Source organism: Acinetobacter sp. 129952, assembly GCF_056642055.1.
In genome coordinates this window covers 329,801-347,025 of sequence record NZ_JBWVSU010000002.1, presented here as the reverse complement: position 1 = coordinate 347,025, position 17,225 = coordinate 329,801, and the positions used below count along the sequence as shown (strand labels likewise).

15 protein-coding genes and 2 pseudogenes are annotated in these 17,225 nt (G+C 42.5%); 12 read left to right on the top strand and 5 right to left on the bottom strand.

Translation table 11 applies throughout. The features are described 5' to 3' along the window. Positions 1-87: 87 nt before the first annotated feature. From eat to AC1IR0_RS04070, 7 genes and pseudogenes are all read left to right on the top strand, one after another. Positions 88-1,530 (top strand): annotated as a pseudogene (gene eat, locus AC1IR0_RS04100) (ethanolamine permease). A 25-nt stretch (positions 1,531-1,555) separates the two neighbouring features. After that, positions 1,556-2,932 (top strand): annotated as a pseudogene (locus tag AC1IR0_RS04095) (ethanolamine ammonia-lyase subunit EutB). 9 nt (positions 2,933-2,941) lie between these two features. Further along, positions 2,942-3,757 (top strand): ethanolamine ammonia-lyase subunit EutC, encoded by an 816-nt coding sequence (gene eutC / locus AC1IR0_RS04090; protein ID WP_409666321.1) that lies wholly within the window; start codon positions 2,942-2,944, stop codon positions 3,755-3,757. Between the two features lie 138 nt (positions 3,758-3,895). Then, entirely contained in the window at positions 3,896-4,228 is a 333-nt protein-coding gene (locus AC1IR0_RS04085) for a hypothetical protein (RefSeq protein WP_479741183.1), read from the top strand. A 201-nt stretch (positions 4,229-4,429) separates the two neighbouring features. Continuing rightward, complete coding sequence (locus AC1IR0_RS04080) at positions 4,430-6,376, top strand: mechanosensitive ion channel (RefSeq protein WP_005247875.1); 1,947 nt, start codon at positions 4,430-4,432, stop codon at positions 6,374-6,376. 68 nt (positions 6,377-6,444) lie between these two features. Beyond that, the gene (locus tag AC1IR0_RS04075) at positions 6,445-6,612 is read left to right on the top strand and encodes a hypothetical protein (RefSeq protein WP_005106221.1); all 168 of its coding nucleotides are present in this window, start codon (positions 6,445-6,447) and stop codon (positions 6,610-6,612) included. Positions 6,613-6,741: 129 nt separating this feature from the next. Then, on the top strand, positions 6,742-6,891 hold the full coding sequence (locus tag AC1IR0_RS04070; protein ID WP_409666322.1) for a hypothetical protein: 150 nt from the start codon (positions 6,742-6,744) through the stop codon (positions 6,889-6,891). A gap of 29 nt (positions 6,892-6,920) precedes the next feature. Here the strand turns inward: AC1IR0_RS04070 and AC1IR0_RS04065 are convergent, their stop codons facing one another. Continuing rightward, positions 6,921-8,120: a BaiN/RdsA family NAD(P)/FAD-dependent oxidoreductase gene (locus AC1IR0_RS04065; protein WP_409666323.1), complete on the bottom strand. Its 1,200-nt coding sequence runs from the start codon at positions 8,118-8,120 to the stop codon at positions 6,921-6,923. A 187-nt stretch (positions 8,121-8,307) separates the two neighbouring features. Here AC1IR0_RS04065 and AC1IR0_RS04060 point away from each other — a divergent pair, with 187 nt between their 5' ends. After that, positions 8,308-8,631: a DUF4870 family protein gene (locus AC1IR0_RS04060; protein ID WP_005106226.1), complete on the top strand. Its 324-nt coding sequence runs from the start codon at positions 8,308-8,310 to the stop codon at positions 8,629-8,631. On the opposite strand, the gene AC1IR0_RS04055 is transcribed toward AC1IR0_RS04060, so the two are convergent. Beyond that, complete coding sequence (locus AC1IR0_RS04055; protein ID WP_409666324.1) at positions 8,628-9,509, bottom strand: 1-aminocyclopropane-1-carboxylate deaminase/D-cysteine desulfhydrase; 882 nt, start codon at positions 9,507-9,509, stop codon at positions 8,628-8,630. The genes AC1IR0_RS04060 and AC1IR0_RS04055 overlap by 4 nt on opposite strands. A gap of 180 nt (positions 9,510-9,689) precedes the next feature. Between AC1IR0_RS04055 and AC1IR0_RS04050 the strand changes: the two genes are divergently transcribed. Then, positions 9,690-9,872, top strand: coding sequence for an NF038215 family lipoprotein (locus tag AC1IR0_RS04050; protein WP_441297668.1), 183 nt, complete (start codon positions 9,690-9,692; stop codon positions 9,870-9,872). A gap of 103 nt (positions 9,873-9,975) precedes the next feature. Further along, on the top strand, positions 9,976-10,599 hold the full coding sequence (locus tag AC1IR0_RS04045) for a LysE family translocator (protein WP_004280739.1): 624 nt from the start codon (positions 9,976-9,978) through the stop codon (positions 10,597-10,599). Between the two features lie 69 nt (positions 10,600-10,668). Here AC1IR0_RS04045 and AC1IR0_RS04040 read toward each other — a convergent pair whose 3' ends face one another. Both AC1IR0_RS04040 and AC1IR0_RS04035 read right to left on the bottom strand, forming a co-directional pair. Continuing rightward, a complete protein-coding gene (locus AC1IR0_RS04040) occupies positions 10,669-11,856 on the bottom strand; it encodes an ammonium transporter (protein ID WP_005247869.1) in 1,188 nt (395 codons plus the stop codon). Positions 11,857-12,302: 446 nt separating this feature from the next. Then, complete coding sequence (locus AC1IR0_RS04035; protein ID WP_409666326.1) at positions 12,303-13,283, bottom strand: MBL fold metallo-hydrolase; 981 nt, start codon at positions 13,281-13,283, stop codon at positions 12,303-12,305. Between the two features lie 268 nt (positions 13,284-13,551). On the opposite strand from AC1IR0_RS04035, the gene AC1IR0_RS04030 reads away from it, so the two are divergent. Beyond that, complete coding sequence (locus AC1IR0_RS04030; RefSeq protein WP_086044934.1) at positions 13,552-13,668, top strand: hypothetical protein; 117 nt, start codon at positions 13,552-13,554, stop codon at positions 13,666-13,668. Between the two features lie 276 nt (positions 13,669-13,944). Then, the gene (locus tag AC1IR0_RS04025; RefSeq protein ID WP_409666327.1) at positions 13,945-14,793 is read left to right on the top strand and encodes a restriction endonuclease; all 849 of its coding nucleotides are present in this window, start codon (positions 13,945-13,947) and stop codon (positions 14,791-14,793) included. A 230-nt stretch (positions 14,794-15,023) separates the two neighbouring features. Here AC1IR0_RS04025 and metG read toward each other — a convergent pair whose 3' ends face one another. Next, positions 15,024-17,084 carry a methionine--tRNA ligase gene (gene metG / locus AC1IR0_RS04020; RefSeq protein ID WP_479741182.1) on the bottom strand — a complete coding sequence of 687 codons (2,061 nt, stop codon included), beginning with the start codon at positions 17,082-17,084 and terminating at the stop codon, positions 15,024-15,026. Positions 17,085-17,225: the final 141 nt, after the last annotated feature.

The following is a 17,225-nucleotide window of genomic DNA, read 5'->3' as shown; positions in this document are numbered from 1 at the left end:
CGTATCAACTGTCTTCACTAAAGCCTGCGGAACTGGTATGGCTTATGCATATCTTCAGGGAACAATGATAAAAACAACGAGGTTGCTATGTCAGAGTCAAAAAGTGTGATTGATACCAGTGTGACTGAAACAGAAGTACAGGAAGATTATTTTGCCTTGCGCCAGCTCAAGAAAGGCGCCGTAGGTTGGCTGCTTCTCGTCAGTCTGGGAGTAGCTTACGTAATTTCCGGTGACTTCGCTGGCTGGAATTTTGGTCTGGCACAGGCGGGTTGAGGAGGCATGTTTATTGCGACCATTGTAGTGGCATTTATGTATCTGTGTATGTGTCTGGCCATGTCCGAAATGTCGACCATGCTGCCGACTGCAGGTGGGGGTTACAGTTTTGCTCGTACTGCTTTTGGTCCCTTTGGCGGCTATCTGACCGGGAGTGCCATCCTGATTGAATATGCCATTGCTCCGGCAGCAATTGCCTGTTTCATTGGTGCCTATTGCGAAGCCTTGTTTGGTATTGGTGGCTGGATCATTTATCTGGTGAGCTATCTGGTGTTTATGGGCTTGCATCTGAAAGGTGCAGGTGAAGCACTCAAGATCATGTTTGTGATTACCGCAATTGCTGCGGTTGCCTTGATGGTGTTTATCTTTGGCATGTTGCCTCATTTTAATAGTGCAAACCTGTTTGATATTGCGGTCAGTACGGAAGCGGCGGGTGCAAGCAGTTTCCTGCCATTGGGCTATCTGGGCATCTAGGCAGCAGTGCCTTATGCGATCTGGTTTTTTCTGACAGTTGAAGGTGTCCCGCTGGCAGCAGAGGAGGCCAAAGAGCCAGCTAAATCCTTGCCGCGTGGCCTGATTGGTTCCATGCTGATTCTGGCATTCTTTGCGCTAAGTATTTTGTTGCTCGGTCCTGGCGCAGCAGGTGCAGATACGCTTAAAGATTCTGGTGCACCGCTGGTGGATGCCTTGGTGGCGGTCTATGGTGCCAATACCTGGATGGCAAGTTTCGTGAATTTTGTCGGTCTCGCTGGTCTGATTGCCAGTTTCTTCTCGATTATCTATGCCTATTCCCGTCAAATTTTTGCGCTCTCACGTGCCGGTTATTTACCGAAAAAATTGTCCTTAACCAACAGCAATCATGCACCTTATTTGGCCATCATTATTCCGGGGATTATTGGCTTCCTGCTGTCCCTTTCAGGTGAAGGTGATCTGCTGATTCTGATGGCGGTCTTTGGTGCCACCATTTCCTATGTCTTGATGATGATGTCCTACATCAAGCTTAAACTGTCTCGACCAAATCTGGCACGTCCGTATAAAGCACCGGGCGGTATTGTGACTGCGTCCATTGCGCTGGTACTTGCTGCGATTGCAGTGGTTGCAGGCTTTCTGGTCGATCCAAAAGTCTGGTTAATGGCAGCCGCTATTTACGTGGCACTGATTCTCTATTTCCTACTGTATAGCCGTCATCATCTGGTGGCCGGTACACCGGAAGAAGAATTTGTCCGTATCGAGGCAGCAGAAAAGGAATTGAAATAAACCATCTTGCAGGGAGAATACGCTTATGCTGTATCAGATCAATGTGGCCAGTCAGCATTATGTCTTTGAGGATTTAAAAACCTTATTGGCCAAGGCTACGCCTGAACGTTCTGGTGATCAGCTGGCAGGGATTGCGGCCGTGGATGCAACCGAGCGTGTCGCTGCACAAATGCGTCTGGCAGAAGTACCATTACAGCAGTTTTTGAAAGAAGCAGTGGTTCCTTATGAAGAGGATGAAATCACCCGCCTGATCATGGATGAACATGATGCTGATGCCTTTTATCCAATCTCGCATTTTACTGTCGGAGATTTCCGTAACTGGCTGCTGAGTGCAGATGCCACCACAGAAAAACTTGCTGCTTTAAAAATGGGCCTGATTCCAGAAATGGTCGCAGCGGTTAGTAAAATCATGCGCAATCAGGATCTGATTCTGGTGGCAAAAAAATGCCGAGTAGTGACTCGGTTCAGAAATACCATCGGGCTGGCAGGGCATCTTTCTACCCGCTTGCAGCCGAACCACCCGACTGATGATCTGATAGGCATTTCAGCTTCGATTCTGGATGGACTAATGTATGGCAATGGTGATGCCGTGATCGGGATTAATCCGGCCACAGATAATCTGCAGAATTTGACTGAGCTGCTCAAACTGCTCGATCATGTCATTCAGGAATATGAGATTCCGACTCAATCTTGTGTTTTGACCCATATTACTTCTGGCATTCAGCTGGCAAATAAAAATGTTCCGATTGATCTGATGTTCCAGTCCATTGCGGGAACCTAAACAGCCAATACTGGTTTCGGTATCAATCTGGCGCTGCTGCAGGAAGGCTATGAAGCTGCCTTAAGCCCGCAACGCGGCACAGTGGGCCAAAATGTCATGTATTTTGAAACCGGACAGGGCAGTGCCTTATCCAGCAATGGCCATCATGGCGTGGATCAACAGACCCTGGAAGCGCGTGCCTACGCCGTGGCGCGTAAGTTTAATCCCTTGCTGGTCAATACTGTAGTCGGCTTTATCGGGCCAGAATATCTCTATAACGGCAAGCAGATTATCCGGGCCGGGCTGGAAGATCATTTCTGTGGCAAGCTGCTCGGTGTGCCAATGGGCTGTGATATTTGCTACACCAATCATGCCGATGCCGATCAGGATATACTGCTGACCTTGCTTGCCAATGCCGGATTGAATTTTATCATGGGTATTCCCGGTTCAGATGATGTGATGCTGAACTATCAGACGACATCCTTTCATGATGCTCTTTATATTCGACAGTTATTAGGACTGAAACCAGCTCCTGAATTTGACCACTGGCTGGAGCAGCAGGGAATTTTGGCGCAACAGTCTAATCAGTTGCACTGGCCGACCGAATTGCCGAAGCAATTTTCACGTCTGATCTTGTCTTGAAGAAGTGCTATGAAACTAATTGCTGATGTGAAATTTGAGTCTCAATTGCAGGATAATCCCTGGCAGAAGTTAAAAGCCTTTACTGATGCACGGATTGCCTTAGGTCGAACTGGGGGCAGCTTGCCGACTCGACCAAGTCTGGAATTTCAACTGGCGCATGCCCAGGCCAAAGATGCGGTACTGAAGCCACTTGATATCAAAGCCTTAAAATCAGATTTGAGTAAAACCGGACTGCCCATTCTGGAAATTGAAAGCCAAGCGGTAGAGAAAGATCTTTATCTTAAACGTCCCGATCTTGGGCGTGTGCTTTCAGAACAGTCCAAAACGATATTGCAGCAATACCGGGCCGAACATCAGCAACATTGGGATGTAGCCATTGTGCTGGGAGATGGACTATCAGCACGTGCCATTGAGGAAAATAGCCTGCATTTTATTCCGGCCTTGCTAGAGGCATGCAAAGAACAAGGCTGGCAGATTGCCCCCTTAGTGATTGCCCGTGGCAGTCGTGTGGCACTGGGTGATGAATTGGCAGAAATTTTACAGGCGAAAATGCTGGTCATGCTAATTGGCGAACGGCCGGGTTTGAGCTCACCCGATAGTATGGGAATTTATTACACTTATAATGCTTTTAAAGGGTGTCATGATGCCTTGCGCAACTGTATTTCCAATGTCCGTTCTGCGGGCTTGGCCTATCCACTAGCTATCCAGCGACTGGTCGCATTGATGCGTAAATCCTGTGAGTTACAGCTTTCAGGGGTGCAGTTGAAAGATGAACACGAAACCCCAGTCGATATGCAACATAGCCCAGCCAAACGGCTATTTTAAAGTAGCATCTAGCAGAGAATTCTGATGGATTAGTGACTTACATCCCGTCACCATCTCACCATGTTTTGTCACAGAAGCCCTATTCACAGCTTGTTATTCTAAAAATCTACTTATGAATAACAAAGAGTGAGGATGGTTATGGTCGATGATTTCAATAAAAAACCACCTTTAAATCATCAGGCAGACGTGACGCAGAAAAAGCGTATCCCTGTTTATATCTTGATTTTGGTCGGTATTTTTTTACTCGCACTACTGTTCTATATGTTTGCTGACATGAATCCAGATGCGAATGATGCTCCTCCAGGACATCCAAATCCGAATGTACAGCCTGCTACCCCAAATAATTCAACTCCAGTCGGTGAGCCTACACAAGGCACCGCCACCATGAATGATGGAACGGAAGCTACAGCAACCGTGGGTGATGGCACAGAAGCAACAGCAACTGCGACTGATGGACAGGCGACTCAATAACTGAAAATACCTGAAAAGCTCTAGTGAACCACTGGGGCTTTTTTGCAATGGATGGTGATGTTTTAAGGTAGTGCCATCTACCTGGCTTGAGTCTGAAAACATCAAATCTAATATGAATCCGGAAAAAGAAGGGGCTGATTGTTTCAGGGAGATGCCCCCGATTTCAGATAAATAGCTTAATAACAAAGAGGGTAGAACAACATGAATGATTATATGAGAAGCCCGCGTGGTGGCTTCGATGCCATGTACTATTGGGATCAGTTCCATCCCATTCTTAGTGCAATTGCCATATTAGTAATTGGCTGGATCATTGCGTTACTGGTCTCGGCAGGCGTTAAAAAGCTCTTGCAGAAACTGGGTACCAATACACATTTAAATACGGCGACAGGTCATCACTCCAATGTGGAGAGCATTATCGCCCGCGTCGTGTTCTGGATTATTCTGATTATTGCCGTGATTGGTGCGCTGAATGTACTTAATCTTACCAGTGTCAGCGGTCCATTCAGTAATATGATCCAGCAATTCCTGTTATTTATCCCGCAGTTACTAGGTGCAATTGCAGTCGGATTCATAGGTTGGATTGTGGCCAATCTGGTCAAGATAGGGTTACAAAAGCTACTGGACCGAACGCAACTCGATGAAAAACTCAGTGCTGAAGTCGGTGTCAGTCCGATTAGTAAAAACATCAGTGAAATTGCTTACTGGTTAATTTTATTGCTGTTCTTGCCAATCGTACTGTCTATTTTGGGTCTCAACGGTCTGTTGTTACCAGTTCAAAATATGCTGACCGATGTTGTTAGTTACTTACCAAACATCTTCATTGCTGCAGTCATCATTTTTGTCGGTTATATCCTGGCGAAAATTGTGCGCGGTATTGTTGAAGGACTATTAAACAGTCTGAACGTACAGCAACATGCTGAAAAAGTAGGCATCTTCAAAAACTCGAATGTTTCTCAGGTGATTGGTTCATTTATCTTCGCCGTGGTGATCATTACGGCACTGATCATTGCATTTGAAGCATTGGGTATCGAGGCCATTTCTCAGCCTGCTACAGCCATGCTATATGAAATCATGAATGCCATTCCGAATATTATCGCTGCTGCGTTGATTCTGATTCTGGCGTATGTGGTCTCTAAACTGGTAGCACGTCTGGTAGTTGAAGTAGTTGCCGGTACAGGTGTTGATGAAATTCCTGCCAAACTGGATATCCAGCGTTTTTTAGGCACGACTAAACTTTCCAGTGTAGTCGGTTTCCTGATCGTTTTATTCACCATGCTATTTGCGGTATCTGAAGCAGCGAACCGTCTGGGCTTTGAACAGATCAGTGGTCTTATTGCAATGTTCATCTACTTCGGTGCCAATATCCTGCTCGGTGCGGTGATTCTGGTAATCGGTTTCTGGCTGGCAAATATTGTTGCGAATATCGTACAACGTGGTGAATATAACAGCTCACGCTGGTTAGCCAATCTGGTTCGTGTTCTGATCATGGGACTCGTTGTGGCAATGGGTCTGCGTGCCATGGGTATTGCCGATTCAATTGTTAACTTGGCATTTGGTCTAACTTTGGGTGCTGTAGCAGTGGCATTTGCCTTGGCATTTGGTTTGGGTGGTCGTCAACCTGCGGAGCGTGTACTCACAGATTTGATTGATAAAGCCAAACGAGAAGCTAAAGAACCCAATCCAGTCAAAGAAAAAGCTGAGAACAGCATATTTTCTGGATTAGGTAGCAAGACCACAGGTACAAGTGCAGCCGACATGTCAGGTACTACAGGTGCGGCGATGGGTATGAGTTCTACAGATAGCTCAATGAGCCAGTCCTCTGGTGGTTCGCAAACTGCTACGGGTACTAGCGATTCCTCAATCACAACTCCAGGAGCAGGCATCGTGCCAAATCAGGATTCAGACAAGAGTACGCCTATGAGTACGGATTTATCCCATACTACCCCGGCAATCCTTACCACTGCACCACAGGATGATGAGTCATTAGGTATTGATCCTGTCAATCCGGATGCGGATCAGGCCGTACCAGATTCAGTAAAAGTCGATCCGACTCATCCACCAGCCAATAATCCATTTGGTTCAACCGGAGAAAAAGAGCCAGATGTCGATATTGACCGTTCAACTCAGAAAAAAGATGACCTGAAATAACCTTTTATTTTTAAGCAAAATCGACCACGCTCATGTGGTCGATTTTGTTCAGTCATAAGGAAAAATGAATGAATACCAAGAAACCTAACAAAGTTCTGGCGCCTTTAGTCATTGCAGGAATTACGATTGGCTTTTTTACCGCTGCCTATCGATTTATTTTTGTAAAGAGCAAGCAGGACGAGCAGTCTGAGCGGGAGCTGGATAAGAAAATACCAGAGGCAGACGAATTTAACTGAGAAGTCAATCCTGCTCAGTCGCTAGGAATAGAATTTATTTTTTAAAAAATATAGAATATTCAAGTGAATACTAAAATGATTTTGGTATTTTTCTTGCATTAAAAATATAAAGAAAAGGAGATCAACAATATGTGGAAAGCACTGCAACATAAATTCATGGCATTTTCAGCAAATGAAGTGCCGCTATGTCTGCGAGAAGCGCAGCAAATGCAGCTGACGATTGACCGTTTAAAAAATACGGCCAATCTCAACCTGTTTAAAACAGATTATCTGGAATGAATAAAGTATCAATCCAGATCATCTATTGATTAAACATATTCCGATGCGGCATGTGCCGATGACCATGCCCATTGGAAATTATAACCGCCCAAATGTCCGGTAACATCCAGCACTTCACCAATAAAATACAAGCCTTTCTGCTTTTTACTTTCCATGGTTTTTGAGGATACTTCCGTGGTGTCTACACCACCCAAAGTCACCTCCGCTGTGCGGTAGCCTTCAGTTCCTGAAGGTTTCACTTCAAAGCCATGCAGACGTGCCGCAATCTGTTCCAGCTTGTCATCACTGATATTGCCAATGGCAGTTTCAGCGCTTTCAGTCCAGATTATACTTTGTAATTCAGCCACCACACTTTTCGGTAAATATTCATTTAGTAGTGTACGTAACAAGACTTTGGGCTGGCTTTGTTTTTTGGATTTGAAGAAATCCAACAGATCAACACTTGGAAGAAAATCTACCTTAAAGCTCTGCCCGACATTCCAGTAGTTGGAAAGTTGCAGGGAACTTGGCCCACTTAAACCGCGATGGGTAAATAGTAGCGCTTCGGTAAAGCTATTAAGCTCATTCGAGAGTGTTGCTTCTACGGCATTGCCGCTTAAGCGCGTGGTGACTTCTTTAAATCCGTCAGAGAAGGTAAATGGAACCAGTCCGGCACGGGTTGGATAGACGTGATGTCCAAACTGTTTTGCAATCTCATAGCCAATGCCTGAACCGCCAAGCGTAGGAATCGATAAACCACCGGATGCCACGACTACAGATTCAACTTCAAAATATCCCAGTGAGGTTGCCACCTGAAAGCCTTGATCATCGACTGGATTCACTGCTTTCACTTCGCAGCTGGTTTTAATATCAACCAGCCGAGTTTTGTCACATTCTGCCAGCAGCATCGACAAGATATCTTTTGCACCATTTAAGGTAAATAGCTGCCCATGTTTGCGCTCTTCATAGGCAATGCCATATTCACATACCAGGCCGATAAAGTCCCAGTTGGTATAACGCGTTAAAGCTGAAATCACAAAATGTGGATTGTGTGAAATATAATTGCTCGATTCGACTTCCAGATTGGTGAAATTACATTTACCACCGCCAGACATCAGGATTTTTTTGCCAACCTTATTGGCTTTTTCCACCACCACGACTTTACGCCCACGTTGCGCAGCCATATACGCCGTCATTAAACCTGACGCACCGGCACCTATGACTAGAACATCGTATTGCTTGGAAGACATCACACACTCAAGGGAGAAGAAAAGTGAAGCATTATAGACAATTTTATTTCAGCTTTCTCTATTCCAGAAAAATCAGTTCCGTGATTGCAAATTTACAGCGTATTTTAAACATAAAATATTTGAAAGCTATCTAAAACTCATGCATAGTTTTTGTACAAACTAAAAACATAATAACAAGGAAAAGCGAATGGCAAGCGCGGAGGATTTAAAACAATATAATCTGATTACATATATTCTTTATATTTTAGGATTTTTTCTTGGTCTGACCCCATTTATTGCGATTGTGATGAATTATATCAAGCGTGATGAAATGCGCGGTACCTGGCTGGAAAGTCATGTCGACTGGCAAATTAAAACCTTCTGGATCAGTTTGCTGGGCTATATCGTCGGTGGCTTATTGACTGTGATCTTGATTGGTTTCCTGATTGTATTTCTGGTCTTTATCTGGCATATCTACCGCTTGGTCAAAGGGTTAATTGCCTTAAATAACAATCAACCGATTCAAGCTTAAATTGCTGTAAAACCAAAGGGAATATTACGGCCTTGCAGACCACCAGTATGAATCACCAACAGTTTTGCCCCAGCCGGAAAATAATTTTTCTCGATCAGATCAAAAATCCCCATCAGCATTTTAGCCGTGTAGATCTGCTCCAGTGGAATTGAAAATTCGGCTTCAAAATCCCGGATAAACTGTACCAAGGCTGCACTAGTTTTGGCATAGCCACCACAGCAATAATCATCGAGAATGTTCCAGTTGGTTTTATTCATTAGTTGGGCGACTTCATCTTTTAAAAATGAACCTTTCAGTGCGGAAAATCCTAAGATCTGTTGATGCGCGTAACTGGCTTCGATCAATCCGCTGATGGTGCCACCGGTGCCTACTGCACAACAAATCACATCAAATTGCGCATCGCTATCTTTTAATATTTCCTGACACCCTTGAATCGCCAAAGCATTGGTTCCACCTTCAGGAATCACATAATGTTCAGGAAATTGTCGAGCGAGTTCGGCCAAATACTCAGGCTGTTGCTTGCGCCGATATTCATCACGACTGACGAAATGCAACTGCATCCCGAATTCTTGGGCGGTGGCTAATGTTGGATTCAATGGTCGATCAGCCAGTTCTTCACCCCGAATCACTCCAACACTCTGAAAACCAAACTGCTGTGCGGCAAATGCAGTAGCAGCAATATGATTGGAATAAGCACCTCCAAAACTCAGAATATGCTGATAACCCTGTCTTTTGGCTTCAAGAAAATTATATTTCAGTTTAAAAAACTTGTTGCCCGAGATTTGTGGATGCACCAGATCCAGACGACGTATTATTAAAGTAATATCGTGAAAACTAATCTGTTGATCTGGAATATTTTGGGCAATGGTTTCAAACATAAAAGTTCGCAAAGTTTATGAAGGAGGCATTATAGCGGAAGTGCTAAAAATCAGAGCTTTTGAATAGGCAATAGCGAGCTGATCGCTGTCGAATTGGTTGTAGATTGTCACAAATATTCTGCTGACTATTTAAGCAATAATGCTAATCTAAACAGAGGAAACCCTGAGGAGGGTAGAATAATGAAAATATTATCCTATGCTGTGTTGGTCGGCATACTGCTCAGCCTGTCGGGCTGTGATGATGCGTTGAATAAACCTAAAACAGAAACCCGTACCATGATTATTGGTGGCGTACCTGTATATGAGCAGGATTATCAACTGCTAGACAAGCATTTGAGTGCTCAGGATCAGTTGAAACCTTAAGTAATTGGTATAGTTGAAATTCATGACAAATCCAGAAATTTTTACAGCAAATTGTCAGGTTTTTGCTTAAAATAGCCCTTCAATTTTTAAGTCAGGTTATCTCGTGGAATCATTCTGGATTTTAGGTTCGATTGCTTTTGCCCTGATGTTAGGCGCAATGAGTCCCGGGCCAACTTCTATTTATGTGGCAAAAAATTCAATTGCCATTTCACGTAAACATGGTTTATTTACTGCATTGGGTACTGGTCTCGGTGCAGCGATTTTTGGTCTGCTGGCGGTTCTCGGTTTGCAGGCATTTTTACTGGCTGTACCCTCAGCGTACCTGGCCTTAAAAATTTGTGGTGGTTTATATTTACTTTGGCTGGCGTTTAAAATCATTAAACATGCCAAAGATCCGATCGAAGCGGATACAACCATTAGCAAACAGATGTCTTTACGCCGTGCTTTTACCACTGGTTTAATCACACAGTTGTCCAATCCCAAAATTGCGATTGTGCTGGCCAGTATTTTTACCGCGTTATTGCCCAAAGAAATTCCAACGTATTTTTATTTTGTTTTGCCTGTCTTATGTTTCTTTATTGATGCAGGCTGGTGTTCACTAGTCGCAGTTGCATTATCTGCGGAAAAGCCACGTCGTGTTTATTTGAAGTTTAAGGCTTTGTTTGACCGCGCAGCAGGGGCAGTTATGACGGTACTTGGCTTAAAATTAATTTTTGGTATGAAGTAATTACTTCATCTAGATGCTCTGCTTATAAATAAAAAAAGCCCCTAGTCGTAGAGGCTTTTTTTATATCTATTAAAAAGTATTTTCTTCCGAATTAGCAGAAATACGATGAATCGACAAGTCTGCACCATTGAACTCTTCTTCCTCAGTCAGGCGAATACCCATCAAAACCTTAAGCAGGCCATACACCAAAAAACCACCCGCCAAAGCAATGACAATCGCCAGCACTGTACCTATGAGTTGTGAAATTAAAGACACTCCTCCCATTCCTCCAAGCCATTGCTGACCGAAGATACCCACAGCTAATCCGCCAAAAGCACCACAAACGCCATGCAAAGGCCAAACCCCCAATACATCATCTACTTTGAGTTTATTTTGGGTATAGGTAAAGAGTTTCACAAAAATAATGCCGGCGCTGATCCCGATAAAAAAAGCACCCAAGGGATGAACGACGTCTGATCCTGCACAAATCGCCACCAGACCTGCTAAGGGACCATTATGCAGGAAGCCGGGGTCATCTTTCCCCGCAACTTTGGCTGCTATTGTTCCACCGACCATGGCCATCAAAGAGTTAATAGCGACCAGTCCAGAAATGGCATCCAGCCGCTGCGCGCTCATGACATTGAAGCCGAACCATCCCACAATCAGAATCCATGAACCCAAAGCCAAAAAAGGAATTGATGAAGGAGGATGCGCGGTGATCCGGCCATCATTTTTGTAACGGCCATGACGCGCACCAAGTAGGATTATTGCGGCAAGTGCCATCCAGCCGCCCATTGCATGAACGACAACTGAGCCGGCAAAATCATGAAAACTTGCACCAAATGCATGGGTCAGCCAATCCTGAAAACCAAGGTTGCCATTCCAGATCATACCCTCAAAAAACGGATAGATCAGCGCAACCAGAAATAATGTCGCTAAAGCCTGTGAACGCATTTTGGCACGCTCTGCAATCCCTCCAGAGATAATCGCTGGAATTGCTGCAGCAAAAGTCAACAGGAAAAAACAGCGCATCAGATTGTAGCCATGATCGGCAGACAAGGTTGCAGCATCATGGAAAAAGTGCTGACCGTAGGCAATATAGTAGCCCACTAAAAAATAGGCGATGGCGGAGATGGCAAAGTCGGTTAGAATTTTACTTAGGGCATTGACCTGGTTTTTATGTCGAACTGTTCCAAGCTCTAAAAAAGCAAATCCAGCATGCATGGCAAGCACTAGAACTGCACCGAGAAGAAGAAATAATAAGTCTATATTTTGCATGGTGCGTTCCAATTTAGTGCGCGGGATCACAAAAGAAAATCAGTATATAGAGGCAAATTGATTGTAGAAGAGGGCTAAGCAAGGGAAATTTTGATGAAGAATTTCTTGAAATTGATAAGACTCGATATAAAGCACGTTACTATTTTTTTGCACCAAACTAAGACATGGCGAGAGTTCATAAAATTCAGATTTATATTATATTTTTAGGTGTTTATATTTATCGTAAGAAAAACGGTGCTAAAAAAGCATGCTAAAGGTGCACGTAAAAAGTAAAATTTTTAAGAAAAAATTTAAAAATAAACGAAACTATTGCTTTTAAATTTCAAAGCGTCATTCAAGTTTTAAATTTACCAAGTCATAGGGAATCTCGCTGAAGGATATTTAAAATAAATGAAACCCTAAAAAATTAGGGTTTCATGCTTAGATAAAATTATTGAAGTATTCAATTAATCTTTAAAATGTACCGGAATCCACTGATAGCTTTTATTGTCTTTAGAATAAATATGTCCAATCCCCGGAAATGGCAAATGTGGTGCTGCTACCGTCTGACCATTTTTCGCATATTCAGCAAAATATTTTAAGCGGGTTTCGATCGCCTTTTTCGGATCGACATCAAAGTCAACGCCGGTCTGTGGGCGATCAAACTGCAGCGTATGTGAGTGCACAATATCTCCAATAAACACCATCTGCTGACCTTTAGATTTTAAGCTAAAACCAAAATGCCCCGGTGTATGTCCAGCCGAACTGATAACATCGAAAGCATGGATTTGATCGCCAGTTTTAAAGGTTTTGAGCTGATTCTTGGCCTGATAGGGTGCAATGGCTTTCTTGATTTTATCGACTGTGCCCAAAAAACCTGCCTGCTTGGCTTTTGGTAATTTTTCTACCGTTGTGGGATTTATCCAGAAATCCAGTTCAGCTTGAGACACATAAATGTTGGCATTGGGAAAATTGGCAACACTATTATTACTTATACCGCATACATGGTCTGGATGTAAATGCGTGAGCAGGATGGCATTGATCTGTTCAGGTTTATGCCCTGAAGCCTTTAAATTGGAATACACTGAACCTAGGTGTGGACCATTACAGCTTGAAGTCCCGCTATCGACCAGAACCATTTCCTTGGCTGTATTGACCAGAAAGGCATTCACGGAGGTTTGGATGCCTTTAGCTTGATCGACGTAGTATTTTTTCAATATCTGGTCGGCTTGAGCTGCTGGAATATCTTTAAATAAGGCTTTGGACAGATAATTGGTGCCATCTAGCAGGGCAGTAATTTGGTAATCCCCGAAGTTATGTTGATAATAACCGGGAACCTGTTTTTGTTGTTGGGTGCTAGAAACGGATTGTGCATGTGTTTGAGAGATACCCGCCATTGAACCTAAAGCAAGCAATGACATGACGAGAGTAGAAGTGAAGTATTTCATAGCTATTCTTATGTAATTAAAGTCAATTCTATGTATTAGCACGGATGCCAGCAAAAAAGAATATGAATATATTTACCATTTTTTAAAATGGAAGTGCTGATTTGGCATCTGTACTAAAAAATCAGTTTGAATCTGTATATTGATTTTTTGAAAGTAAAGAATTTATTTTTAATGAAAATATTATTATAAATAAAATGCTTAGATACATTTCACTTTTTATGAAAAGCTCGTTAACATGGGGTATTACGAACAAGCTTTGGGTGTCGCGATGAGTTTTTGGAAAAGAAAAAACAATGCCAGCTTTGTATTTTTCATTATTACCTTATATTCACTACTTGGTTTTGGACTGGGTTATGTGATTTGGGAATTTGTGTTGCAAGGCTAAGTGACCCAGCAATAAAAAAGCCTCTAGAAATAGAGGCTTTTTTATATTTGGATTTTATGAGGGGATTAGCCAGCGACTTATTTTAGGGCTTGAATAGTGGTTTCAGCAGCTTGGGTGGTGAGGGTTATTATGCCAAGGGCTAGGAGGAGGGGTTTTAAAGTTTTCAAAGGTTTTTTTATAAGTTTTAACGGGATGGAATATTTCTATCACGAGAATAATTTTTTGTGTAGGGTTAATATTCCAATTGATATCATGTACAAATAACTGAAAGTTGATATGAATAATAAGGTTATGACAAAAGAATGGTTTAATTTTCAGGAAAAAATTGCACTACATTTTAGAAGTTTAGGTGTGAAAGCTGAAACAAATCAACCTATCAAAGGTATAAGGACGGATCATGATTTAGATGTCTTTGTCACCTCACAATATTTATGTACAAATATTAAATGGGTTATAGAGGCAAAATATTGGAAAACTAAAGTCCCTAAAGAAAAGGTATTAGCTTTAAGAACAATAGTGGACGATATAGGAGCTGATAAGGGATTTATTATTTCTGAAGTTGGTTTTCAGTCAGGGGCACTTGAAGCAGCAAAAAATACAAATATCGTTTTGTATACCTTCGAAGAATTAGTTTTAAATTCAACGAATGCTATACAGGGACTGATTCTAGAATCATTTAGTAGGCGAATAAGATTTTTAGAACATAAATATTATGCACATTCTAAGAAGATAAGGATTAAATATAATTTAAGAAATGATTTCTTAGATTACCCAATTCAGTTTTCAGGCAATATCCTTATTTTTATGATCTATGACGCTATTTTTGCAGCTAAAAATAATAATTATCCTATAGCGCTTGAAAACTATATGCTTGAAAAGGCTGGAGATAATAAAGCAGATAATTTCTTAGAACTTACAAACTGGCTTAATTTAAATCTTAATTGGTTTGATGAAAAAATGTATAAAGCTGAGTGTGAGATGATTTTAAACTATGAATACCTTCCTGATATTAATCATATAGATACTAATTTTATGTCTATATATGAAGCAGGTCTTTCTCTTAAAGGAAAATCTGATGAGGAAAAAGTAATAATTTTAAAAAATTTTAATTTAAGCATTAATTAATAATATTCCTTACTTTTGTCGGGGCAAAAGTAACAAAACCCCTTTGTTCGTTAGAGGGCACGTCCATGTGCCCCTAACGAACGGGCGACATCCATGTCTTACGTCATCTGATTGAATGCAATCCTAAACCTCACAATGAATTTCCCTCTCCTTCAAGGAGAGGGCTAGGGAGAGGTAAAATAAAAAAGCCCCTACATCAGTAGAGGCTTTCTTTGCTTAAAATGGAAATCTTAAGACACTTTATCACCCGGTTTAGCACCAGATTCAGGTGAAATTACCCAAACACCGTCGCCATTACCCGCAGCTAAAACCATTCCGTTTGAAATACCAAAACGCATTTTACGTGGCGCAAGGTTTGCCACCATCACCACCAGTTTACCTTTTAAGTCTTCAGGTTGGTAAAACTCACGAATACCACTGAACACATTACGTGGCTCAGCTTCACCAACGTTTAAAGTGAGTTGAAGCAGTTTGTCAGAACCTTCAACCGTAGCCGCTTCCAAAACTTCAGCCACACGCAGGTCAACTTTCATAAAATCATCAATATTAATGATTTCAGCTTCACCGACTTTAGGTTCAGCTTTCTTTTCAATCTTCTTCTCTTTTTTCTTCTCAGCTTTTGCTGGTTCAGCAGCAGGAGCAGCTAAAGAATCTTTAGATGCATCCACCATGGCAGCAACCGCTTTTGGATCTACACGTTGCATTAAGGGTTGGAACAATGCAATTTCATGACCCACTAGAATGGTTTTGCGAGAAGCAAAATCGAAGCTTTCAAGTTGCAAGAAATCTTGAACCTGTTGAGCTAGTGTCGGCAATACAGGAGCCAAGTAAACTGCCAATTGACGGAACAGGTTGATCCCCACAGAACATACATCATGAACCTGTTGTTCCTGACCTTCTTGCTTAGCAAGTGCCCAAGGCTTTTTCTCGTCGATGTACTGGTTGGCTTTGTCTGCCAGTGCCATGATTTCACGAATTGCCGCAGAGAATTCACGTGCTTCATAAGCCTGAGCAATTGAACTACCTGCATCAATAAAGCTTTGTACCAATTCAGGTTCAGCACATGTTGCACTTAACTTGTTATCAAATTTAGTGTTGATGAATTTCGCACAACGGCTGGCAATATTCACGACTTTACCGACCAAATCTGAATTTACTTTCTGAACGAAATCATCAAGGTTCAGGTCAGAATCTTCAACTTTGTCAGAAAGTTTAGACGCAAAGTAATAACGCAGATATTCAGGATTTAAATGCTCTAAATAGGTTTCCGCTTTAATAAAGGTGCCGCGAGATTTTGACATCTTTTGGCCATTTACCGTCAAGAAACCATTCACGAATAAACCTGATGGCGTACGGTAGTTTGCACCTTCCAGCATTGCCGGCCAGAACAGGGCGTGGAAATATACGATGTCTTTGCCAATGAAGTGATAGACTTCATTTTCAGAATCTTTTTTCCAGTAGTCATCAAAATTCAATTCAGGGCGTTTGGTTTTGATGTAGTTTTCAAAGCTCGACATATAACCAATCGGCGCATCCACCCAAACATAGAAATATTTGTTTGGCGCATCTGGAATTTCAAAACCGAAGTATGGCGCATCACGTGAGATGTCCCAGTCATTCAAGCCATTTTCAAACCATTCGTCCAGCTTGTTGGCAATCGATACCGGCAAGCGACCTTCATCACGAGTCCATTTTTGCAGGTATTCACCAAAATTTGGCAATTTAAAGAAGTAATGATCAGATGATTTTTCGACTGGAGTTGCGCCACTTAAAGTGGAATGCGGATTCAACAACTCTGTCGCATTATAAGTTGCACCGCAGACTTCACATGAGTCGCCGTACTGATCTTCTGCCTTACATTTCGGACAGGTGCCTTTAATGAAACGGTCTGACAGGAACATGCCTTTTTCAGGATCAAAAAGCTGGGTCACCGGACGAACTGCAATATTGCCCGCATCACGGTTTTTCACATAGATTTCTGACGCACGGGCACGGTTGGTATCGCTATGTGTAGAATCATAATGATCGAAATGCACACCGAAACCGTCAAAGTCACGAATGTGTTCTTTTTGCACATTGGCAATTTGCGCTTCAGGTGAAATGCCATTCGCTTCGGCACGTAGCATGATCGCGGTTCCGTGAGCATCATCCGCACAGACATAAGTCACATCATGACCCATCGCACGCATGGCACGTACCCAAATATCTGCTTGGATATAGCCAAGTAAGTGACCCATATGAATCGGGCCATTGGCGTAAGGAAGGGCATTGGTGACTAAAATTTTACGCACGGATTCACTCTCTCATTCGTATTCATTATGCAATGGGCCATAATTTTACATGATGCCGAGGGGATTACAAAGAAATGCTTTGCTGAAACCCAATGAATAGACGGACTTGGAAAACCGAATACAAAAACCTGCATCGTCCTT